This window comes from Ruegeria sp. SAZA006, assembly GCF_059613465.1.
Window position 1 is genome coordinate 1 of sequence record NZ_JBXWSO010000017.1, and the last position, 15,340, is coordinate 15,340.

The 15,340-nt window shown below is 59.3% G+C and carries 16 protein-coding genes and 2 tRNA genes; 7 read left to right on the forward strand and 11 right to left on the reverse strand.

Annotated features, from left to right (window positions below; genetic code table 11):
- Together AC2FNZ_RS17845 and AC2FNZ_RS17850 are read right to left on the reverse strand one after the other, a co-directional pair.
- Positions 1-77: transfer RNA gene (locus AC2FNZ_RS17845), tRNA-Asp, on the reverse strand.
- A gap of 210 nt (positions 78-287) precedes the next feature.
- A complete protein-coding gene (locus AC2FNZ_RS17850; protein WP_496841459.1) occupies positions 288-422 on the reverse strand; it encodes a hypothetical protein in 135 nt (44 codons plus the stop codon).
- Positions 423-633: 211 nt separating this feature from the next.
- Here AC2FNZ_RS17850 and AC2FNZ_RS17855 point away from each other — a divergent pair.
- Positions 634-708 (forward strand) — tRNA-Val (locus AC2FNZ_RS17855).
- A 95-nt stretch (positions 709-803) separates the two neighbouring features.
- On the forward strand, positions 804-2,387 hold the full coding sequence (locus AC2FNZ_RS17860) for an APC family permease (RefSeq protein WP_496841461.1): 1,584 nt from the start codon (positions 804-806) through the stop codon (positions 2,385-2,387).
- 47 nt (positions 2,388-2,434) lie between these two features.
- Here the strand turns inward: AC2FNZ_RS17860 and lon are convergent, their stop codons facing one another.
- The 3 genes from lon to AC2FNZ_RS17875 form a co-directional block, all read right to left on the reverse strand.
- Positions 2,435-4,843: an endopeptidase La gene (gene lon, locus AC2FNZ_RS17865; protein WP_496841463.1), complete on the reverse strand. Its 2,409-nt coding sequence runs from the start codon at positions 4,841-4,843 to the stop codon at positions 2,435-2,437.
- 214 nt (positions 4,844-5,057) lie between these two features.
- The gene (gene tgt / locus AC2FNZ_RS17870) at positions 5,058-6,188 is read right to left on the reverse strand and encodes a tRNA guanosine(34) transglycosylase Tgt (RefSeq protein WP_496841464.1); all 1,131 of its coding nucleotides are present in this window, start codon (positions 6,186-6,188) and stop codon (positions 5,058-5,060) included.
- A gap of 63 nt (positions 6,189-6,251) precedes the next feature.
- Positions 6,252-7,163, reverse strand: a complete 912-nt coding sequence (locus tag AC2FNZ_RS17875; RefSeq protein WP_170339387.1) for a nucleoside hydrolase — start codon at positions 7,161-7,163, stop codon at positions 6,252-6,254.
- Between the two features lie 175 nt (positions 7,164-7,338).
- On the opposite strand from AC2FNZ_RS17875, the gene AC2FNZ_RS17880 reads away from it, so the two are divergent.
- The 3 genes from AC2FNZ_RS17880 to AC2FNZ_RS17890 all read left to right on the forward strand — a co-directional run bounded on the left by AC2FNZ_RS17880 (position 7,339) and on the right by AC2FNZ_RS17890 (position 8,965).
- Positions 7,339-8,229 carry an SPFH domain-containing protein gene (locus AC2FNZ_RS17880; protein ID WP_496841467.1) on the forward strand — a complete coding sequence of 297 codons (891 nt, stop codon included), beginning with the start codon at positions 7,339-7,341 and terminating at the stop codon, positions 8,227-8,229.
- Entirely contained in the window at positions 8,229-8,507 is a 279-nt protein-coding gene (locus tag AC2FNZ_RS17885) for an NfeD family protein (protein WP_093962948.1), read from the forward strand. Before AC2FNZ_RS17880 ends, AC2FNZ_RS17885 begins: the two co-directional genes overlap by 1 nt.
- A 95-nt stretch (positions 8,508-8,602) precedes the next feature.
- Positions 8,603-8,965, forward strand: a complete 363-nt coding sequence (locus AC2FNZ_RS17890; protein ID WP_093961939.1) for an SUF system Fe-S cluster assembly protein — start codon at positions 8,603-8,605, stop codon at positions 8,963-8,965.
- Between the two features lie 264 nt (positions 8,966-9,229).
- Here AC2FNZ_RS17890 and AC2FNZ_RS17895 read toward each other — a convergent pair whose 3' ends face one another.
- Positions 9,230-9,565 carry a hypothetical protein gene (locus AC2FNZ_RS17895; RefSeq protein WP_254441519.1) on the reverse strand — a complete coding sequence of 112 codons (336 nt, stop codon included), beginning with the start codon at positions 9,563-9,565 and terminating at the stop codon, positions 9,230-9,232.
- Between the two features lie 168 nt (positions 9,566-9,733).
- Between AC2FNZ_RS17895 and AC2FNZ_RS17900 the strand changes: the two genes are divergently transcribed.
- Both AC2FNZ_RS17900 and tpiA read left to right on the forward strand, forming a co-directional pair.
- Positions 9,734-10,099, forward strand: a complete 366-nt coding sequence (locus AC2FNZ_RS17900; protein ID WP_170338817.1) for a HesB/IscA family protein — start codon at positions 9,734-9,736, stop codon at positions 10,097-10,099.
- Between the two features lie 180 nt (positions 10,100-10,279).
- The gene (gene tpiA / locus AC2FNZ_RS17905) at positions 10,280-11,029 is read left to right on the forward strand and encodes a triose-phosphate isomerase (RefSeq protein ID WP_170338818.1); all 750 of its coding nucleotides are present in this window, start codon (positions 10,280-10,282) and stop codon (positions 11,027-11,029) included.
- 15 nt (positions 11,030-11,044) lie between these two features.
- On the opposite strand, the gene AC2FNZ_RS17910 is transcribed toward tpiA, so the two are convergent.
- The 5 genes from AC2FNZ_RS17910 to AC2FNZ_RS17930 form a co-directional block, all read right to left on the reverse strand.
- Positions 11,045-11,578, reverse strand: a complete 534-nt coding sequence (locus AC2FNZ_RS17910) for a nucleoside deaminase (RefSeq protein ID WP_496841468.1) — start codon at positions 11,576-11,578, stop codon at positions 11,045-11,047.
- The gene (locus AC2FNZ_RS17915) at positions 11,571-11,882 is read right to left on the reverse strand and encodes a DMT family transporter (protein WP_170338823.1); all 312 of its coding nucleotides are present in this window, start codon (positions 11,880-11,882) and stop codon (positions 11,571-11,573) included. The genes AC2FNZ_RS17910 and AC2FNZ_RS17915 overlap by 8 nt, the downstream gene beginning before the upstream one ends.
- A 192-nt stretch (positions 11,883-12,074) precedes the next feature.
- The gene (locus tag AC2FNZ_RS17920) at positions 12,075-13,451 is read right to left on the reverse strand and encodes a TRAP transporter large permease (protein WP_170338824.1); all 1,377 of its coding nucleotides are present in this window, start codon (positions 13,449-13,451) and stop codon (positions 12,075-12,077) included.
- A complete protein-coding gene (locus AC2FNZ_RS17925; protein ID WP_093961935.1) occupies positions 13,451-14,128 on the reverse strand; it encodes a TRAP transporter small permease in 678 nt (225 codons plus the stop codon). Before AC2FNZ_RS17925 ends, AC2FNZ_RS17920 begins: the two co-directional genes overlap by 1 nt.
- Positions 14,129-14,236: 108 nt before the next feature.
- Entirely contained in the window at positions 14,237-15,238 is a 1,002-nt protein-coding gene (locus AC2FNZ_RS17930; RefSeq protein ID WP_170368383.1) for a DctP family TRAP transporter solute-binding subunit, read from the reverse strand.
- Between the last annotated feature and the right edge of the window lie 102 nt (positions 15,239-15,340).

Genomic DNA, 15,340 nt, shown 5'->3' on the forward strand with positions numbered 1-15,340 from the left:
TGGCGCGGTTGACGGGGCTCGAACCCGCGACCCCCGGCGTGACAGGCCGGTACTCTAACCAACTGAGCTACAACCGCCCGCTGCCCGTTCATTGCTGAACGTTGGGGTGTATTATGGCTACGCCCGGGCATCGTCAAGCGGCGTTTTCAAGTTTTTTGCACGAACCGGAAAATTTGTTCCCGAGCGCGTTTGGCATGCTCCTTTGGGATAGCGCCGGCGCGGAGACACCCTAACCCTTGGTTGCCATCGCCGAGCCGCAACAAAACGGCGAACTTGCCAACGAATAGTCAGACGGCAGATTCTACTGCTACCAATTGCCCTGCAAAATCCCCCTCGACACAAATCGCTTGGCTTTCATAGCCGTCCACGTTGCAGTCGTTTCCTAGTTCCGGGACGAATTCAGCGATCAGTGTCTGGTTCATACCAAGACTTCATTTGTTTCGGTTTCAATCTGGCGCACCTGGCTCGCTGTATTAACCGCATTTGGGCTGCGCCACTTGTTAGACGCTCAAAACTATTGGACAGGGAAAAAGCCCAGTCACAGGACCCAAACGGTCTTGTCCGGATATGGAAAAAAACCGCATGCCTCCCCTCTTGCAGCCGGATAGAAAGCACTGTAATACGCCGCCCTACGGGTGATTAGCTCAGTGGTAGAGCGCTTCGTTCACATCGAAGATGTCAGGAGTTCAAATCTCTTATCACCCACCATTCCCTCTCTTTTTCAACGCTTGATACGGATGAGACTCGGCGTCTATCCTTGAGTTCGGGCCGGTGCAGCACCGGCATGGCAATCAGGGACATGCATGGCCGAACTAAAGCGCGACATCGGCCTGGTGGGTCTGACGTTCATATCTGTCGGAGGAATCATTGGCTCAGGCTGGCTGTTCGGGCCGCTTCTGGCCGTTCAGCACGCTGGCCCCGCGGCCGTTTTGTCCTGGATAATCGGGGCTGTGGCAATGTTCATTCTGGCCATCACATTCGCCGAAATCTCGGCCATGTTGCCGATCCCCGGAGGGATCGCCCGGGTCCCGCAGTTTTCGCACGGCAACATCGTCGCCATGACGATGGGTTGGACTGCCTGGATCGGGTACAACACGACCGCTCCGATCGAGGTCGAGGCGATGCTGTCCTACCTCGCACCCTATGCACGCTGGCTGCATGCGCCATCTGGTGACCTGACCACGCCCGGACAGGCTGTAGCCTTGGTATTCATGGTGTTCTTCGTCCTGGTCAACATGCTGGGCGTAAAGTTCTTTGCGCGGGTCAACACAATGATAACAAGCGCAAAGGTGGCTATTCCGATCCTGCTATCCGTGGTGCTGATCCTCTCACGTTTCAATGCCCAGAACTTCACGCAGCCCGACGGGTTCGCACCGTATGGGCTCAAGGGAATACTGGCCGCCGTTTCGACCGGTGGGGTAATCTTCTCGTTCATCGGGTTCCGGCATGTGGTCGACATGGCAGGCGAGGTGCGAAACCCGAAATTCGACATTCCGGCGGCGCTGGTGTTGTCGATCATCATGTGTGCGGCAATCTATCTGGGCCTGCAGATTGCTTTCATCGGCTCGCTCGACCCTCAGATGCTGGCGCAGGGCTGGGCCAAGCTGAGTTTTGCCGGAGAAGGCCCTTTGGACGGAGTCATAATGTCCGTCGGGATATTATGGTTCATCAGCATCCTCAACGTCGGCTCGGTGATCGGGCCGTTCGGAAACGCCCTCGTGGCCACCGGTTCGAATGCGCGGATCGCGATGGCCCTGTCGCAGAACGGGTTTCTGCCCGCGCGCATCCAGCATCTGTCGGCCTTTGGCGTGCCCATCTGGGCGCTGGTGCTCAACTTCGTGATTGGCACCCTTTTCCTTTTGACCATTCCCTTTGAGACGGTGATCGCCCTGAACGGAGCAGCTATCGTCCTGTCCTTCGCCGTAGGCCCCATCGCCGTTGTGTGCCTGCGCAGCCTGCTGCCAGACAGGCCCCGCTCGATCCGCGTTCCAGCGGTTGGTTTTGTCGGGATGCTGGCCTTTGCGATTGCAACTCTGATCGTCTACTGGAGCGGCTGGGATACGGTCTGGCGCCTGGGCATCACCCTTCTGATCGGGCTGCTCCTGCTTTTGGCGCGGTTTCGGGGACGCCTAGAGCAGATGGACCTCAAACAGGCCTTGTGGCTCGCGCCCTATCTGGCTGGACTTGGGTTGATCTCGTTTCTTGGTCAATTCGGAGACGGCGCGCTGCACCTGATCCCGTTCGGGTGGGACATCTTGTTTTGCACCCTGCTGTCATCGACCATTTTCTGGATCGCAGTCCGGTCCGCCCTGCCGCCCGAGAAATTCCAGCTCTACATAGCCGAGGAAGAAGTTTTGGACCCAGCAAAACCTGTAATCGGGCTTTGAATCAGAAAGGGCGGGGATTATTCCCCGCCCTTCTCGGTGTTTTCAGATCAGTGCGCTGTGGCTGAAGGTCCACTGTTATCCGAAGCCTTGGCCGCTGCGGCCGCGGCTTCTTCGGCGGCCTCATCCCATTCGATCGGCTCAGGTTTGCGCACCAGTGCGCGCTCCAGAACTTCGGACACGTGCTTGACCGGGATGATCTCCAGCCCTTCCTTCACGTTGTCGGGGATGTCGGCCAGATCCTTCTCGTTCTCTTCCGGAATAAGCACTGTCTTGATGCCACCCCGCAGAGCTGCGAGCAGTTTCTCCTTCAACCCGCCGATCGGCATGGCGTTGCCGCGCAGCGAAACTTCGCCCGTCATGGCGATGTCCTTGCGGACCGGGATACCGGTCAGAACCGACACGATCGAAGTCACCATCGCCAGGCCGGCGCTGGGCCCATCCTTGGGAGTCGCGCCGTCAGGCACATGCACGTGGATGTCGATCTTGTCGAACTGCGGCGGTTTGACCCCGATCTGAGGCGAAATCGACCGTACATAGGACGAAGCCGCGTCGATGGATTCCTTCATCACATCGCCCAGCTTGCCTGTGGTCTTCATCCGGCCTTTGCCCGGCAGCTTCAGCGCCTCGATATGCAGCAGGTCGCCACCGACCGAGGTCCAGGCCAAACCGGTCACAACGCCGACCTGATCATCCTGTTCAGCCAAACCGTACCGGAACTTGGGCACACCCAGGAACTCGTGCAGGTTTTCAGCCGTCACGACAACCCGGTCGGTCTCGTTCTTGATGATCCGGGTCAAGGATTTGCGCGCCACCTTGGCAATCTCGCGCTCCAGATTCCGCACACCGGCCTCGCGGGTATAGGTGCGGATTATCGCGGTCAGCGCATCATCGGTCAGCTCGAACTCTTTGGCTTTCAGCCCGTGGTTCTTCACCTGCTTGGAGATCAGGTGCTGCTTCGCGATTTCGCGCTTTTCGTCCTCGGTGTAGCCGGCCAGCGGAATGATCTCCATCCGGTCCAGAAGCGGCCCAGGCATGTTGTAGCTGTTGGACGTCGTCAGGAACATCACGTTCGACAGGTCATATTCGACCTCAAGGTAGTGGTCCATGAACGTACTGTTCTGTTCCGGGTCCAGCACCTCGAGCATGGCCGAAGCCGGATCACCACGGAAATCCTGCCCCATTTTGTCTATTTCATCGAGCAAGATCAGCGGGTTCGTGGTTTTCGCCTTTTTCAGCGCCTGGATGATCTTGCCGGGCATCGAGCCGATATAGGTCCGGCGGTGGCCGCGGATCTCGGATTCATCGCGCACCCCACCCAACGAGATGCGGATGAACTCGCGCCCCGTGGCCTTGGCGACCGACTTGCCAAGCGAGGTCTTGCCCACGCCCGGAGGGCCGACAAGGCACATGATCGGGCCTTTCAGCTTCTTCGAGCGCTGCTGGACCGCCAGATACTCGACGATCCGCTCCTTGACCTTTTCAAGGCCATAGTGATCGGCATCGAGGATCTGCTGCGCCCGGCCAAGGTCTTTCTTGACCCGAGACTTGGTGCCCCATGGCAGCGACAGGATCCAATCCAGATAGTTGCGCACCACGGTCGCTTCGGCCGACATCGGCGACATGTTCCTGAGCTTTTTCAGCTCGCCTTCTGCCTTTTCGCGGGCTTCTTTCGAAAGCTTGATCTCGGCGATCTTGGCTTCCAGCTCGGCGATCTCGTTCGCGCCGTCCTCGCCATCGCCCAGCTCCTTCTGAATGGCCTTCATCTGCTCATTCAGATAGTATTCGCGCTGGGTCTTCTCCATCTGCGACTTGACTCGGGTCTTGATCTTCTTCTCGACCTGAAGAACCGACATCTCGCCCTGCATCAGGCCATAGACCTTTTCCAGACGCTCGCTGATGCTGAGCGTTTCCAGCAGGTCCTGCTTCTGTTCGACCTCGATGCCAAGGTGACCGGAAACCAAATCGGCCAGTTTCGCCGGATCGGTTGTCTCGCTGACAGCGGTCAGGGCTTCTTCCGGGATGTTCTTGCGAACCTTGGCGTACCGCTCGAACTCATCGGCGACGGTACGCAAAAGCGCCTGCGTCGTCGTTACGTCGCCGGGAATTTCGGTCAGGTATTCGGCGCGGGCCTCAAAGAATTCTTCATTCTCAATGAATTCCGAAATCTTGACGCGGGCCTGCCCTTCGACCAGCACTTTTACCGTGCCATCGGGCAGCTTGAGCAGCTGCAAGACATTTGCCAGAACGCCGCTGCGGTAGATACCGTCCTGGGTCGGGTCGTCGACGGAAGGGTCGACTTGACTGGACAGCAGAATTTGCTTGTCATCCTGCATCACCTCTTCCAGCGCGCGCACCGACTTTTCACGCCCCACGAACAGCGGGACGATCATGTGCGGAAACACGACAATGTCGCGCAGCGGCAGAACGGGGTATGAGGAATTAAGAGGCTCTTGCATGCTCTATCCTTATCATTGGCAAGATGGCACTGACCCCTGTTTCAGGCAGCCGTCGGCCATCTCCTTTCTCGGACGATAAAGGTGGGGCGCGGACCGCCCCATTTCAACCTCGTCGCCTTACCTGTGCCAATCAGAATGGCCCGAGGTTTCCCCGACTGCAAGGCATCGCGACAACATATCCACTGATTTTGGCTTGGGCAGCCCAACACGCCCGTTAGAGCGGCTCGATATCACCCTGCGCCCGCTGCGCATGGAACTCGGCCTGCCAGGCCTCGAATGCACCGGCGGCGATGGCGTCCCGCATGCCCTGCATGATCTCTTGGAAATAATGCAGATTGTGCCAGGTCAGCAGCATGCCCGAGATCATCTCGTTGGCCCGGAATACATGGTGCAGATAGGCACGCGAGTAATTAGAGCAGGCCGGGCAAGTGCACTGTTCGTCCAACGGGCGCGGATCGTCGGCATGGCGGGCGTTCTTGATGTTCACCACGCCGCGGCGGGTGAACACCTGCCCCGTCCGCCCCGAGCGCGACGGCAGCACGCAATCCATCATGTCGATCCCGCGCGCAACGGCACCCACGATGTCATCGGGCTTGCCCACGCCCATCAGATAGCGCGGCTTGTCGGTGGGCAGGAAATCGGGTGCATAATCCAGACAGTCGAACATGGCCTCCTGCCCCTCGCCAACGGCCAGACCGCCAACGGCATAGCCCTCGAACCCGATGGCCTTCAGCGCCTCGGCGCTTTCCTCGCGCAGGTCGCGCTCCAACCCGCCCTGCATGATCCCGAACAGCGCATGGCCGGGCCGATCGCCAAAGGCCTCGCGGGACCGTTCGGCCCACCGCATCGACAGGCGCATCGACTCGGCGATCCGGTCGCGATCGGCGGGCAAGGCGGGACATTCGTCGAAGCACATCACGATGTCCGATCCCAGCAGGCGCTGGATCTCCATCGACCGCTCGGGTGTCAGCTTGTGTTTGGACCCGTCGATATGCGATTTGAAGGTCACGCCCTTCTCGGTCAGCTTGCGCAGACCCGCCAGCGACATCACCTGAAACCCGCCCGAGTCGGTCAGGATCGGGCGCTCCCAGTTCATGAACTTGTGCAGCCCGCCCAGACGGTCGATCCGTTCGGCCGTGGGCCGCAGCATCAGGTGATAGGTGTTGCCCAGCAGGATATCGGCGCCGGTCGCCCGCACGCTTTCGGGCATCATCGCCTTGACCGTCGCGGCCGTGCCCACGGGCATGAAGGCCGGCGTCCGCACTTCGCCCCGCGGCGTGTGGATCACGCCGGTGCGGGCCTTGCCGTCGGTGGCCTTCAATTCGAATGAGAAACGCTGGGTCATGTCATCGCCTCGGGTCGCTGAACCGGGCAGGCTTTGCCCGATCTGCCCGGCCAATGCAACCCGTCAGGGCAAGCTGGCAACCCTTTGCGTGAACAGGTCCACCACCTGCTGACCAACGACGTCACAGCACACCTGCAACGGTGGGCGAGACGGGTCCGGCCGGGTTGCCCCAACCTCGGGCCCTTCGGTTACCACTTTCAAACCTGTTTCTTGAATTTCGAACATCGCACGGTGCGAACAGGCGATGACTGCGGTCGAGTCATGCAGACCGCAGCCATCCAACCCGGCGACATCGCGGTAGAAATTCAGATAGAACTGTGAGATATCGTTCAGAAATCCACCGATTTCAGGCGCGCGTCGCGCCAGTTCCCCGAAATCAGCCGCGCGATAGAGCGTTTTCAAGGTCACATCCAGGCCGACCAGAACCGTCGGAGCGGGCTGAGCGAACACCTCGTCTGCGGCTTTCGCATCGTGATAGATATTCGCCTCGGCGTGATCGGTGATGTTGCCAGGACAGAAGACTGCACCGCCCATAATGACTAACTGGCCGATGTTCTCAGCGAAATCCGGATCCAGACGCATCGCATTGGCAATGTTGGTCAGCGGCCCAACCGCGCACACCGTTAGGTCCTTCTTGTAGCGCCGGGCCATCTCGACCAGAAACTCGGCTGCGCTCAGGTCGTGGTTCGCGCCGATCTCGGGCACATCGATTACATCGCCAAAACCCTCATCCCCATGCACGTGCCGAGAGGGCGTGTGCGCATCAGCTTCCCATGGAAACGCTGCGCCCTGCGCTACAGGTATGTCCAGCCCAAGCTTGTGAGCCAGAAACCGCGCGTTCCGGCTGGACTGCTGGACATGCGTATTGCCAAAGACCGTAGTCAGGCCAATAAGGTCAATTTCCGGAGCGGCGGCGGCGTAGGCGATCGCCATGGCATCGTCGATGCCGGGGTCTGTGTCGATAATCAGTTTCATTTCGCCCCGATAGCGCAATCAACGGCGGATGCAAAGCAGCCACAACCCGAAATCTCCGTGCTTTGTCCCAATTACCTTGCATGGATATCCTGTTCGGTTCATTTCATAGCTGAGTTGAAATTCAGCCCTTCAATCCCCAAGTGTATACCATTGTACACAAAAAATGAGGACAGAAATGACCGAAGACCAGATCATCGGACTGCTATCATCGAACATCATCTACCTGCTTGGGGCGGCCTTGGTTGTCGTCATCATCTTCAAGGGTATCAAGATCGTTCCACAATCCGAGAAATATGTGGTCGAACGGTTCGGACGCCTGCACTCTGTGCTGGGCCCCGGGATCAACTTTATCGTTCCTTTTCTGGACGTTGCCCGCCACAAGATATCCATCTTGGAACGTCAGCTGCCCAATGCGACGCAGGACGCAATCACCAAGGATAACGTCTTGGTGCAGATCGATACATCGGTCTTCTACCGTATCCTCGAGCCGGAAAAGACCGTTTACCGCATTCGCGACGTCGACGGCGCCATCGCAACGACCGTTGCTGGTATCGTGCGGGCCGAAATCGGCAAAATGGACCTGGACGAGGTTCAGTCAAATCGCGCGCAACTGATTGAACGCATTCAAGAAAGCGTCGAAACCGCGGTTGACGACTGGGGGATCGAGGTAACCCGCGCCGAAATTCTGGACGTGAACCTGGACCAGGCGACCCGCGACGCCATGCTTCAGCAGTTGAATGCCGAACGCGCCCGTCGCGCTCAGGTAACCGAAGCCGAGGGCCAGAAACGCGCGGTCGAACTGCAGGCCGACGCCGATCTGTATGCGGCGGAACAAGCCGCCAAGGCACGTCGCGTGCAGGCGGACGCGGAAGCCTATGCAACCGGCGTCGTCGCAAAGGCCATCCAGGACAACGGGATCGAAGCCGCCCAGTATCAGGTTGCGCTGAAGCAAGTTGAGGCATTGAATGCGATGGGCAAAAGCGGAGGCAGCCAGACGATCGTCGTGCCCGCAAATGCGCTCGAAGCGTTTGGCGACGCCTTCAAAATGCTCAAAGGAGGCAAATGATGGCGGATCCGTTCTGGCTGACGTGGTGGGTATGGCTGGCAGCCGCACTGGCGCTGGGCATTCTGGAAGTGGCTTTGCCAGGTTTCATCTTCCTTGGCTTCGCTATCGGGGCGGCTATCACCGGCATCCTTCTGGTCATCCCCGGCTTAGCACCGAACCTGCCTGTCCTGCTTTTGATCTTCGCCACCTTGTCGTTGATCGCATGGCTCGTTCTGCGGCGCATGTTCGCGCTGCCACATGGGCAAGTCAGGACGTTTGACCACGACATCAACGACTGACCGGTGCGGCGCCCTGTAGCGGGGCGCCCTACCCCCTCTGGACGCTGCCTTCAGCTTTCCCTATATAATTGCTCAGGTAACAACCCGAGGCATTCATGACCCACCCCAGCGAACAGCTTGAAGGCACGCCCCTGATTGCGCCTTCGACCGTTGAGCACCCTCTGTACGAATCCGTGGTCGAGGCCTGCAGGACTGTCTATGACCCTGAAATTCCGGTCAATATCTATGACCTTGGACTGATTTACACGATCGACATCAGCAGCGACAACGCAGTCAAGATCATCATGACCCTGACCGCTCCGGGCTGCCCGGTGGCCGGTGACATGCCCGGCTGGATCGTCGAGGCCATCGAGCCCGTTGCCGGGGTCAAGGAGGTGGATGTCGAACTGACCTGGGAACCACCCTGGGGCATGGAGATGATGTCCGACGAAGCCCGGCTGGAACTTGGCTTTATGTAAGGGCCTGTCGCGCTGAGCGCGTGGGAATTGTCACAAACCTGAAACCCAGTTGTCACGGATCGGTCGTCGAACCGTTACGTTGCTGCGCAACAATTACAACGCGGGCTTCGCAGTCGGACCCGTCATAGGAACTCGGCAACTCAAATATCGCTCCAGTAGTCAATGGCGACCACGTTTGAGCGTCTACCGCCCCCCCTGCCGAGGCTCTGCAATACTGGGCCGTTCTTGCCCGAGAGCGGCCCTATTTTACTCTCTGAGGTACACTCAGTTCACGTTGCACTGTGCTTTGATCTCGGCGGCGCGGTCGTCCAGTTTCTTGACATAGTCACCCGACAGCATCTGCAACCGCTTCTGCTCTGTGCCAGAGATCAATCCAAGCAACGCCCCGGCCGGCGTGATCGCGACCACACTTTCCGCCTGCTGATCCTCGGCATGTTTCTTTTCCGCCGCAATTGCACGCAGGTCGCCTTCGGCGGTCGAGCAATTCACCGGGTGCCGCTTTTGATCGCCCGCTGCATGAACGGCACTACCGGCCACCAGAAGAGCCAGAAACGCAACCTGCCGGCAAAAGCCAATCTTATTTGAAATCCGCAACATCATCGAAACCCACCTTGTTCTGCTGTCAATTCGATCTCATCGGCAAACCCTACCCTCTGCCCGTACGGTACGGTCAAAACCGGCGATGAGCAAACTTGTGGCACCGCACTCTCTTGAGCCCGGGCCCTTGGGGCCTTAGATTAGGTATAACGCGCGAAAATGGAGACGACGATGTTCGGCATTCCCGGCAAACAGGCCGTGACGATGACGCCCAAAGCTGCAGAGCAGATCCTCCGCCTGATGACGTCGGGCGGCCATGCCGGTCTGCGGATTGGCGTCAAGAAAGGTGGCTGCGCCGGTATGGAATATACCATGGAGTATGTCGATCAGCCGGACCCGCATGACGAAGTGGTCGAACAGGATGGGGCGCGGGTCATGATTGCTCCGATGGCTCAGATGTTTCTGTTCGGAACCGAGATCGACTACGAGGTCTCACTGCTGGAATCCGGGTTCAAGTTCAAAAATCCCAATGTCGTCGATGCCTGTGGCTGCGGCGAGTCGATCAAGTTCGACGAAAACCTGGCCGAACAGCGCTGAGTCACGCCAAGCCTGCACCGTTTGCGGGCAGGTGAACTGCCGCCTGCACCGCCTGGTTGGGTCCGCCCGGATCGATCCGTCGCGCGACTCGCCAACGCGCGGCCACCCAAGCGCAATTGTCAGGCCTTGATCCGGGTGCTAACTGGATAGAAACGCACGAAAGATCACGGAGACCCCGCTATGCGACGCAGACTGGCAGCCGGAAACTGGAAAATGAACGGAACCGGGGCTGCTCTGTCCGAGTTGGACACGCTGACTGCAACGCACCCTTCTCCGACGGTCGATATTCTGATCTGCCCTCCGGCCACTTTGATCCACCGGGCCGCGCAAGCCGTGCAAGGCTCGGGCGTCGCCATCGGCGGACAGGATTGCCACGCCGAGGTTTCGGGCGCCCATACGGGTGATCTGAGCGCCGAGATGCTGAAAGACGCCGGCGCGACCAGCGTAATCGTCGGGCATTCGGAACGGCGCGAAGACCACGGCGAGAAAGACGACGATATCCGCGCCAAGGCCCGGGCGGCCATGAACGCGGGCCTGACCGCAATCATCTGCGTCGGAGAAAGTCTTGAACAGCGCGAAGCGGCCAATACGCTCGATATCATTGGCGGACAGTTGTCCGGATCGATCCCCGACCTTGCCACCGGAGAGAACCTCGTCGTGGCTTATGAACCGATCTGGGCCATCGGCACCGGCAAGGTTCCTACTTTGGAAGAAATCGGCGAAGTCCACGATTTCATTCGCGCCAGACTTGAACGGCGATTTGGCGAAGGTGTCGGCCGGTCGGTTCGTTTGCTCTATGGCGGTTCGGTCAAGCCGGACAACGCGGCGGAGATTTTCGGAGTGTCAAACGTGGACGGCGCGCTGGTCGGCGGTGCAAGCCTGAAGGCACGCGATTTCTCGGGCATCATTTCCGCGCTGGAACAGGCCTGACCAGTCGACGCACGCTCAGTCCGCGATGTCCTCGGCCCAAAGCTCGGGCTGTTCAGTCACGAACCTGCGCATCAGGGCGATGCCGTCCGGGTCTTCGGCCAAAACTACCTCGACCCCGCGGTCGCGCAGGAAATCTTCGTTGCCGCCGAAGTTTTTCGTGTCACCAATGACCACGCGTGGGATGCCGAACTGAACGATCGTTCCGGCGCACATCATGCAGGGAGACAGGGTGGTATACAGAACTGTATCTCTGTACGTCTTCTGCCGCCCGGCCTTGCGCAGCGCATCCATCTCGCCATGGGCGATCGGATCCCCCTGCTGAACCCTTTGGTTTCGGCCCTGCGAGATGATCGTGCCATTCCGAGCCAGTACAGATCCGATCGGGCAACCGCCCTCATCGAAACCGGCTTTGGCTTCTTGGTAAGCCACGCGCATCAGGCGCTTGTCGTCATCGGTCAGCATGTTGCGGCACTCGTTGGTTGCGGTGGTCAGGATGGTACCAGCCTGCCCACCGTGGGTGCCTGCGTCAACAACGGGCCGGTCACGCAAGTTTCATTGCGACCATGCCGGACACGATCAGCGTTGCCGCGATGACACGCAGCGGGGTCAGTGCCTCGCCCAGAAACATCACGCCAACCAGGAACGCACCGACCGCGCCGATACCCGTCCACAGCACGTAGGCGGTTCCCAGTGGCAAGGAGCGCATGGCAAGGGCCAGCAAACCGAACGAACCGAGCATCGCGCCCCCCATGACAACGGTTGGCCAAAGCCGCGTGAATCCAGCAGACTGCTTCATGGCAACTGCCCAGACGATTTCCAGCAAACCGGCAAAAAGAAGAAATATCCAGGACATCAGGGACACCTCAATAAACTTCGGATCGTCCCGAATGATCACCCATGGTGGGGAGGTCGTCCTCGGTCACTATGTGGGAAGAACCGGTGGTGAGTTCAAGCCCGGCCATTCAGCGAGGCGACCCTTCAGATGCCGGCCGGCCGCGCAAAAGTGATCCGAACCGGCTGCCCGGTTCGGATCGATTGCAATGGTCTAGTTCGTAATGATCTCGGGGCCCATGAAGGTGTTTGGCAACACCGTCGACAGCCACGGGATATACGTGATCATGATCAGGAAGACGAACAGAACGGCCAGGAACGGCAGTGCCGCGCGTACGACGGCCATCATCGGCATTCCCGCGACGCCCGACGTAACGAACAGGTTCAGACCCACGGGCGGCGTGATCATCCCGATCTCCATGTTCACCACCATGATGATGCCCAGATGGATCGGGTCGATGCCCAGTTCGATAGCAATCGGAAACACCAGCGGCGCAACGATGACCAGCAGGCCCGAGGGCTCCATGAACTGACCGCCGATCAGCAGGATCACGTTGACCACGATCAGGAAGGTGATCGGCCCCAGACCCGCCGACAGCATTGCGCCGGCAATATGCTGCGGCACCTGCTCATCGGTCAGAACATGCTTGAGGATCAGCGCGTTGGCGATGACGAAAAGCAGGGTGACCGTCAGCTTGCCGGCCTCAAACAGCGTATGTTTGGTGTCGGGGTGGAAAAAGGCCGTGATCAGCGCCAGCGGCTTTTTCACAAGCGAGAGGTTTTGCTCACCGTCCTGGGTGCTGAGTGGCCCCATGTCCTTGTAGACGAAGCTGGCGATGAAGAAGGCGTATACAGCCGCGACCGCCGCCGCTTCGGTCGGTGTGAAGATACCGCCGTAGATGCCGCCCAGGATGATGACGATCAGGAACAGACCCCAACCGGCCTCGCGTGCCGACGCAAATATCTCGCCCCAGCCTTTCCAATCACCTTTCGGCAGGTTCTTGACCTTGGCCATCACATAGATTGTGACCATCAGCATGAACCCGGCCATGAGCCCCGGAATGACACCGGCCAGAAACATCCTGCCGACCGAGACTTCGACCGCGGCCGCGTAGACAACCATAACGATCGAAGGCGGGATCAGGATACCCAGCGTACCGGCGTTACAGATGACGCCCGCTGCGAATTCCTTGGAATAGCCGACCTGCCGCATACCGGCGATCACGATCGAACCGATCGCAACAACGGTAGCCGGGGACGATCCTGACAGCGCGGCGAACAGCATACATGCGAACACGCCCGCAATTGCCAGACCGCCAGGCAGGTGACCAACGCAGGCGATCGAGAACCGAATGATCCGGCGTGCCACCCCTCCGGTCGTCATGAAGGACGATGCAAGGATGAAGAACGGGATGGCCAGCAGGGTAAAGTGGCCCTCAAACGCCTCGAACAGGGTCCCGGCAACCGAAGCCAGCGAGCTGTCCGAGTAGATCAGCAGAAACAGGGTCGAGCTCAGCCCAAGGGCAACTGCGATCGGAACGCCGATCAGCAGTAGGCCCACGACCATGGCAAAAAGTAGTACTACATCCATCAGTCGTGTTCTCCCTTAAGGGCCCGGACTTCTTCGATCTCGTCCTCAACCTCGTGGCTTGCGACAATACGGTCGGCCTCACCGCGCAGGATCTGCAGCCCTGCCTGGGCAAAGCGGATCACCAGCAGCAGCATCGACAGCGGCAGAACGAAATACGGCACGACCTTGGGCAGCTTCTCGTAGTACTCGCCATAGTTGATGAGATCTTCGAGGAACCGAAGCGGCGCGACCATAGGGATGTCGTCCACCTCGTAGAAGCTCTGACTACGAGCGTCGAAATCAAAGCCCGTAGGGAACCAGCGGCCAGAGGTCGGGGGCAGGTCAGCGAAGACCGCCCAGTAATCGTAGGACCCCTTCAGCAGCAGCAGCGAGAATACGAGGCAGCACCCCACCGCTATCAGTGCCAATACCCTGCGCGGTGCCGGTGGCAGCATGTTCAGGATGGCATCCACCCCCAGATGCGCGTGTTTCTTGACGGCGTAGGACGCCCCCAGCAAAACCAGCCATCCGAAGGTGAATACGGTCAGCTCTAGCGCCCAAAGGATGTTGGAGTTGAAGACGAAACGCGCGATTACGTTGGCAAAGGTCACGGCCGTCATCAGGCCAAGAAGCAACGCGATCAGGGTTTCTTCGATTCGGTCGACCAGCCCACCGGGGCCGGTTTTCGCACCAGACATCTTTCTGTCCCCATTTTTGTTGATTTATCGAGGTGGCGGGCGTGGTCAGGCCCGCCAGGTATGTGCTCCGGCGGGCTTGCGACCGTCGGAGCACTCCTGCGTGTCGGATCAGAACCCGGCGTTGATCGCCTGAGCGGCGTCGATCTTGTCCTGACCGACGTCACCGGAGAACTTGTCCCAAACCGGCTTCATCGCATCAACCCAGGCCTGACGCTGCTCGGGCGTCAGCTCGCGGATCGTGCCGCCCGCGTCGACGATTGCCTGCTTGGCCTTTTCGTTGACCGCAAACGCCTCTTGGTTACGCTCTTCGGTCACCTCGGCCAGGATCGTCAAGAACTGCTCGCGCACTTCCGGATCCAGGCTGTCCAGCCAGTCGACCGAAGTCACGACCAGATAGTCGATGATGCCGTGGTTGGTTTCGGTGATGCCATCCTGCACTTCGAAGAACTTTTTGCCGTAAATGTTCGACCAGGTGTTCTCCTGACCGTCCACAACGCCCTGCTGCAGAGCACCATAAACTTCCGAGAATGCCATTTTCTGCGGGCTGCCGCCGATGGCCTCCATCTGCGCAACCAGCACGTCCGAAGACTGAACGCGGAACTTCAGGCCATTGGCGTCCGAAGGATCGATCAGCGGCTTGTTGGCCGACATCTGCTTCATGCCGTTGTGCCAGAACGCCAGACCCTGCAGGCCGCGGCGCTGCATGCTGTCTTTCATGGCCTGGCCATCCGCCGAGGCCTGGAACGCATCAACGGCGTCGATGTTCTTGAACATGAACGGCAGGTCGAACAGGCGGAACTGCTTGGTGAACTTCTCGAACTTCGAAAGCGACGGGGCGGCCAGTTGCACGTCGCCCTGCAGCATCGCCTCCAGCACCTTGTCGTCGTTGTACAAGGTCGAGTTCGGATAGACCTCCATGCACATGACGCCGTTCATCTCGTCATTGACGCGCTGCTCGAGCAGCGATGCGGCGATACCCTTGGGGTGTTTGTCGGTGTTCGTCACATGCGCGAACTTGACGACGATCTCGCCATCGTCACAGGCAGCGAAGCCCGCTGTTGCGGTAACGGAAAGCGCAAGCGCGGTGGCGGCTGTTGCCAGGAATTTCATCTGTCTTTTCCTCCCAGACTTCCAAAGAAACTTCCTTTGACATCCATGGGGATGCCGGATGCGCAAGAGTGAAACGAATCGACGGACACCGTTCAACAATTC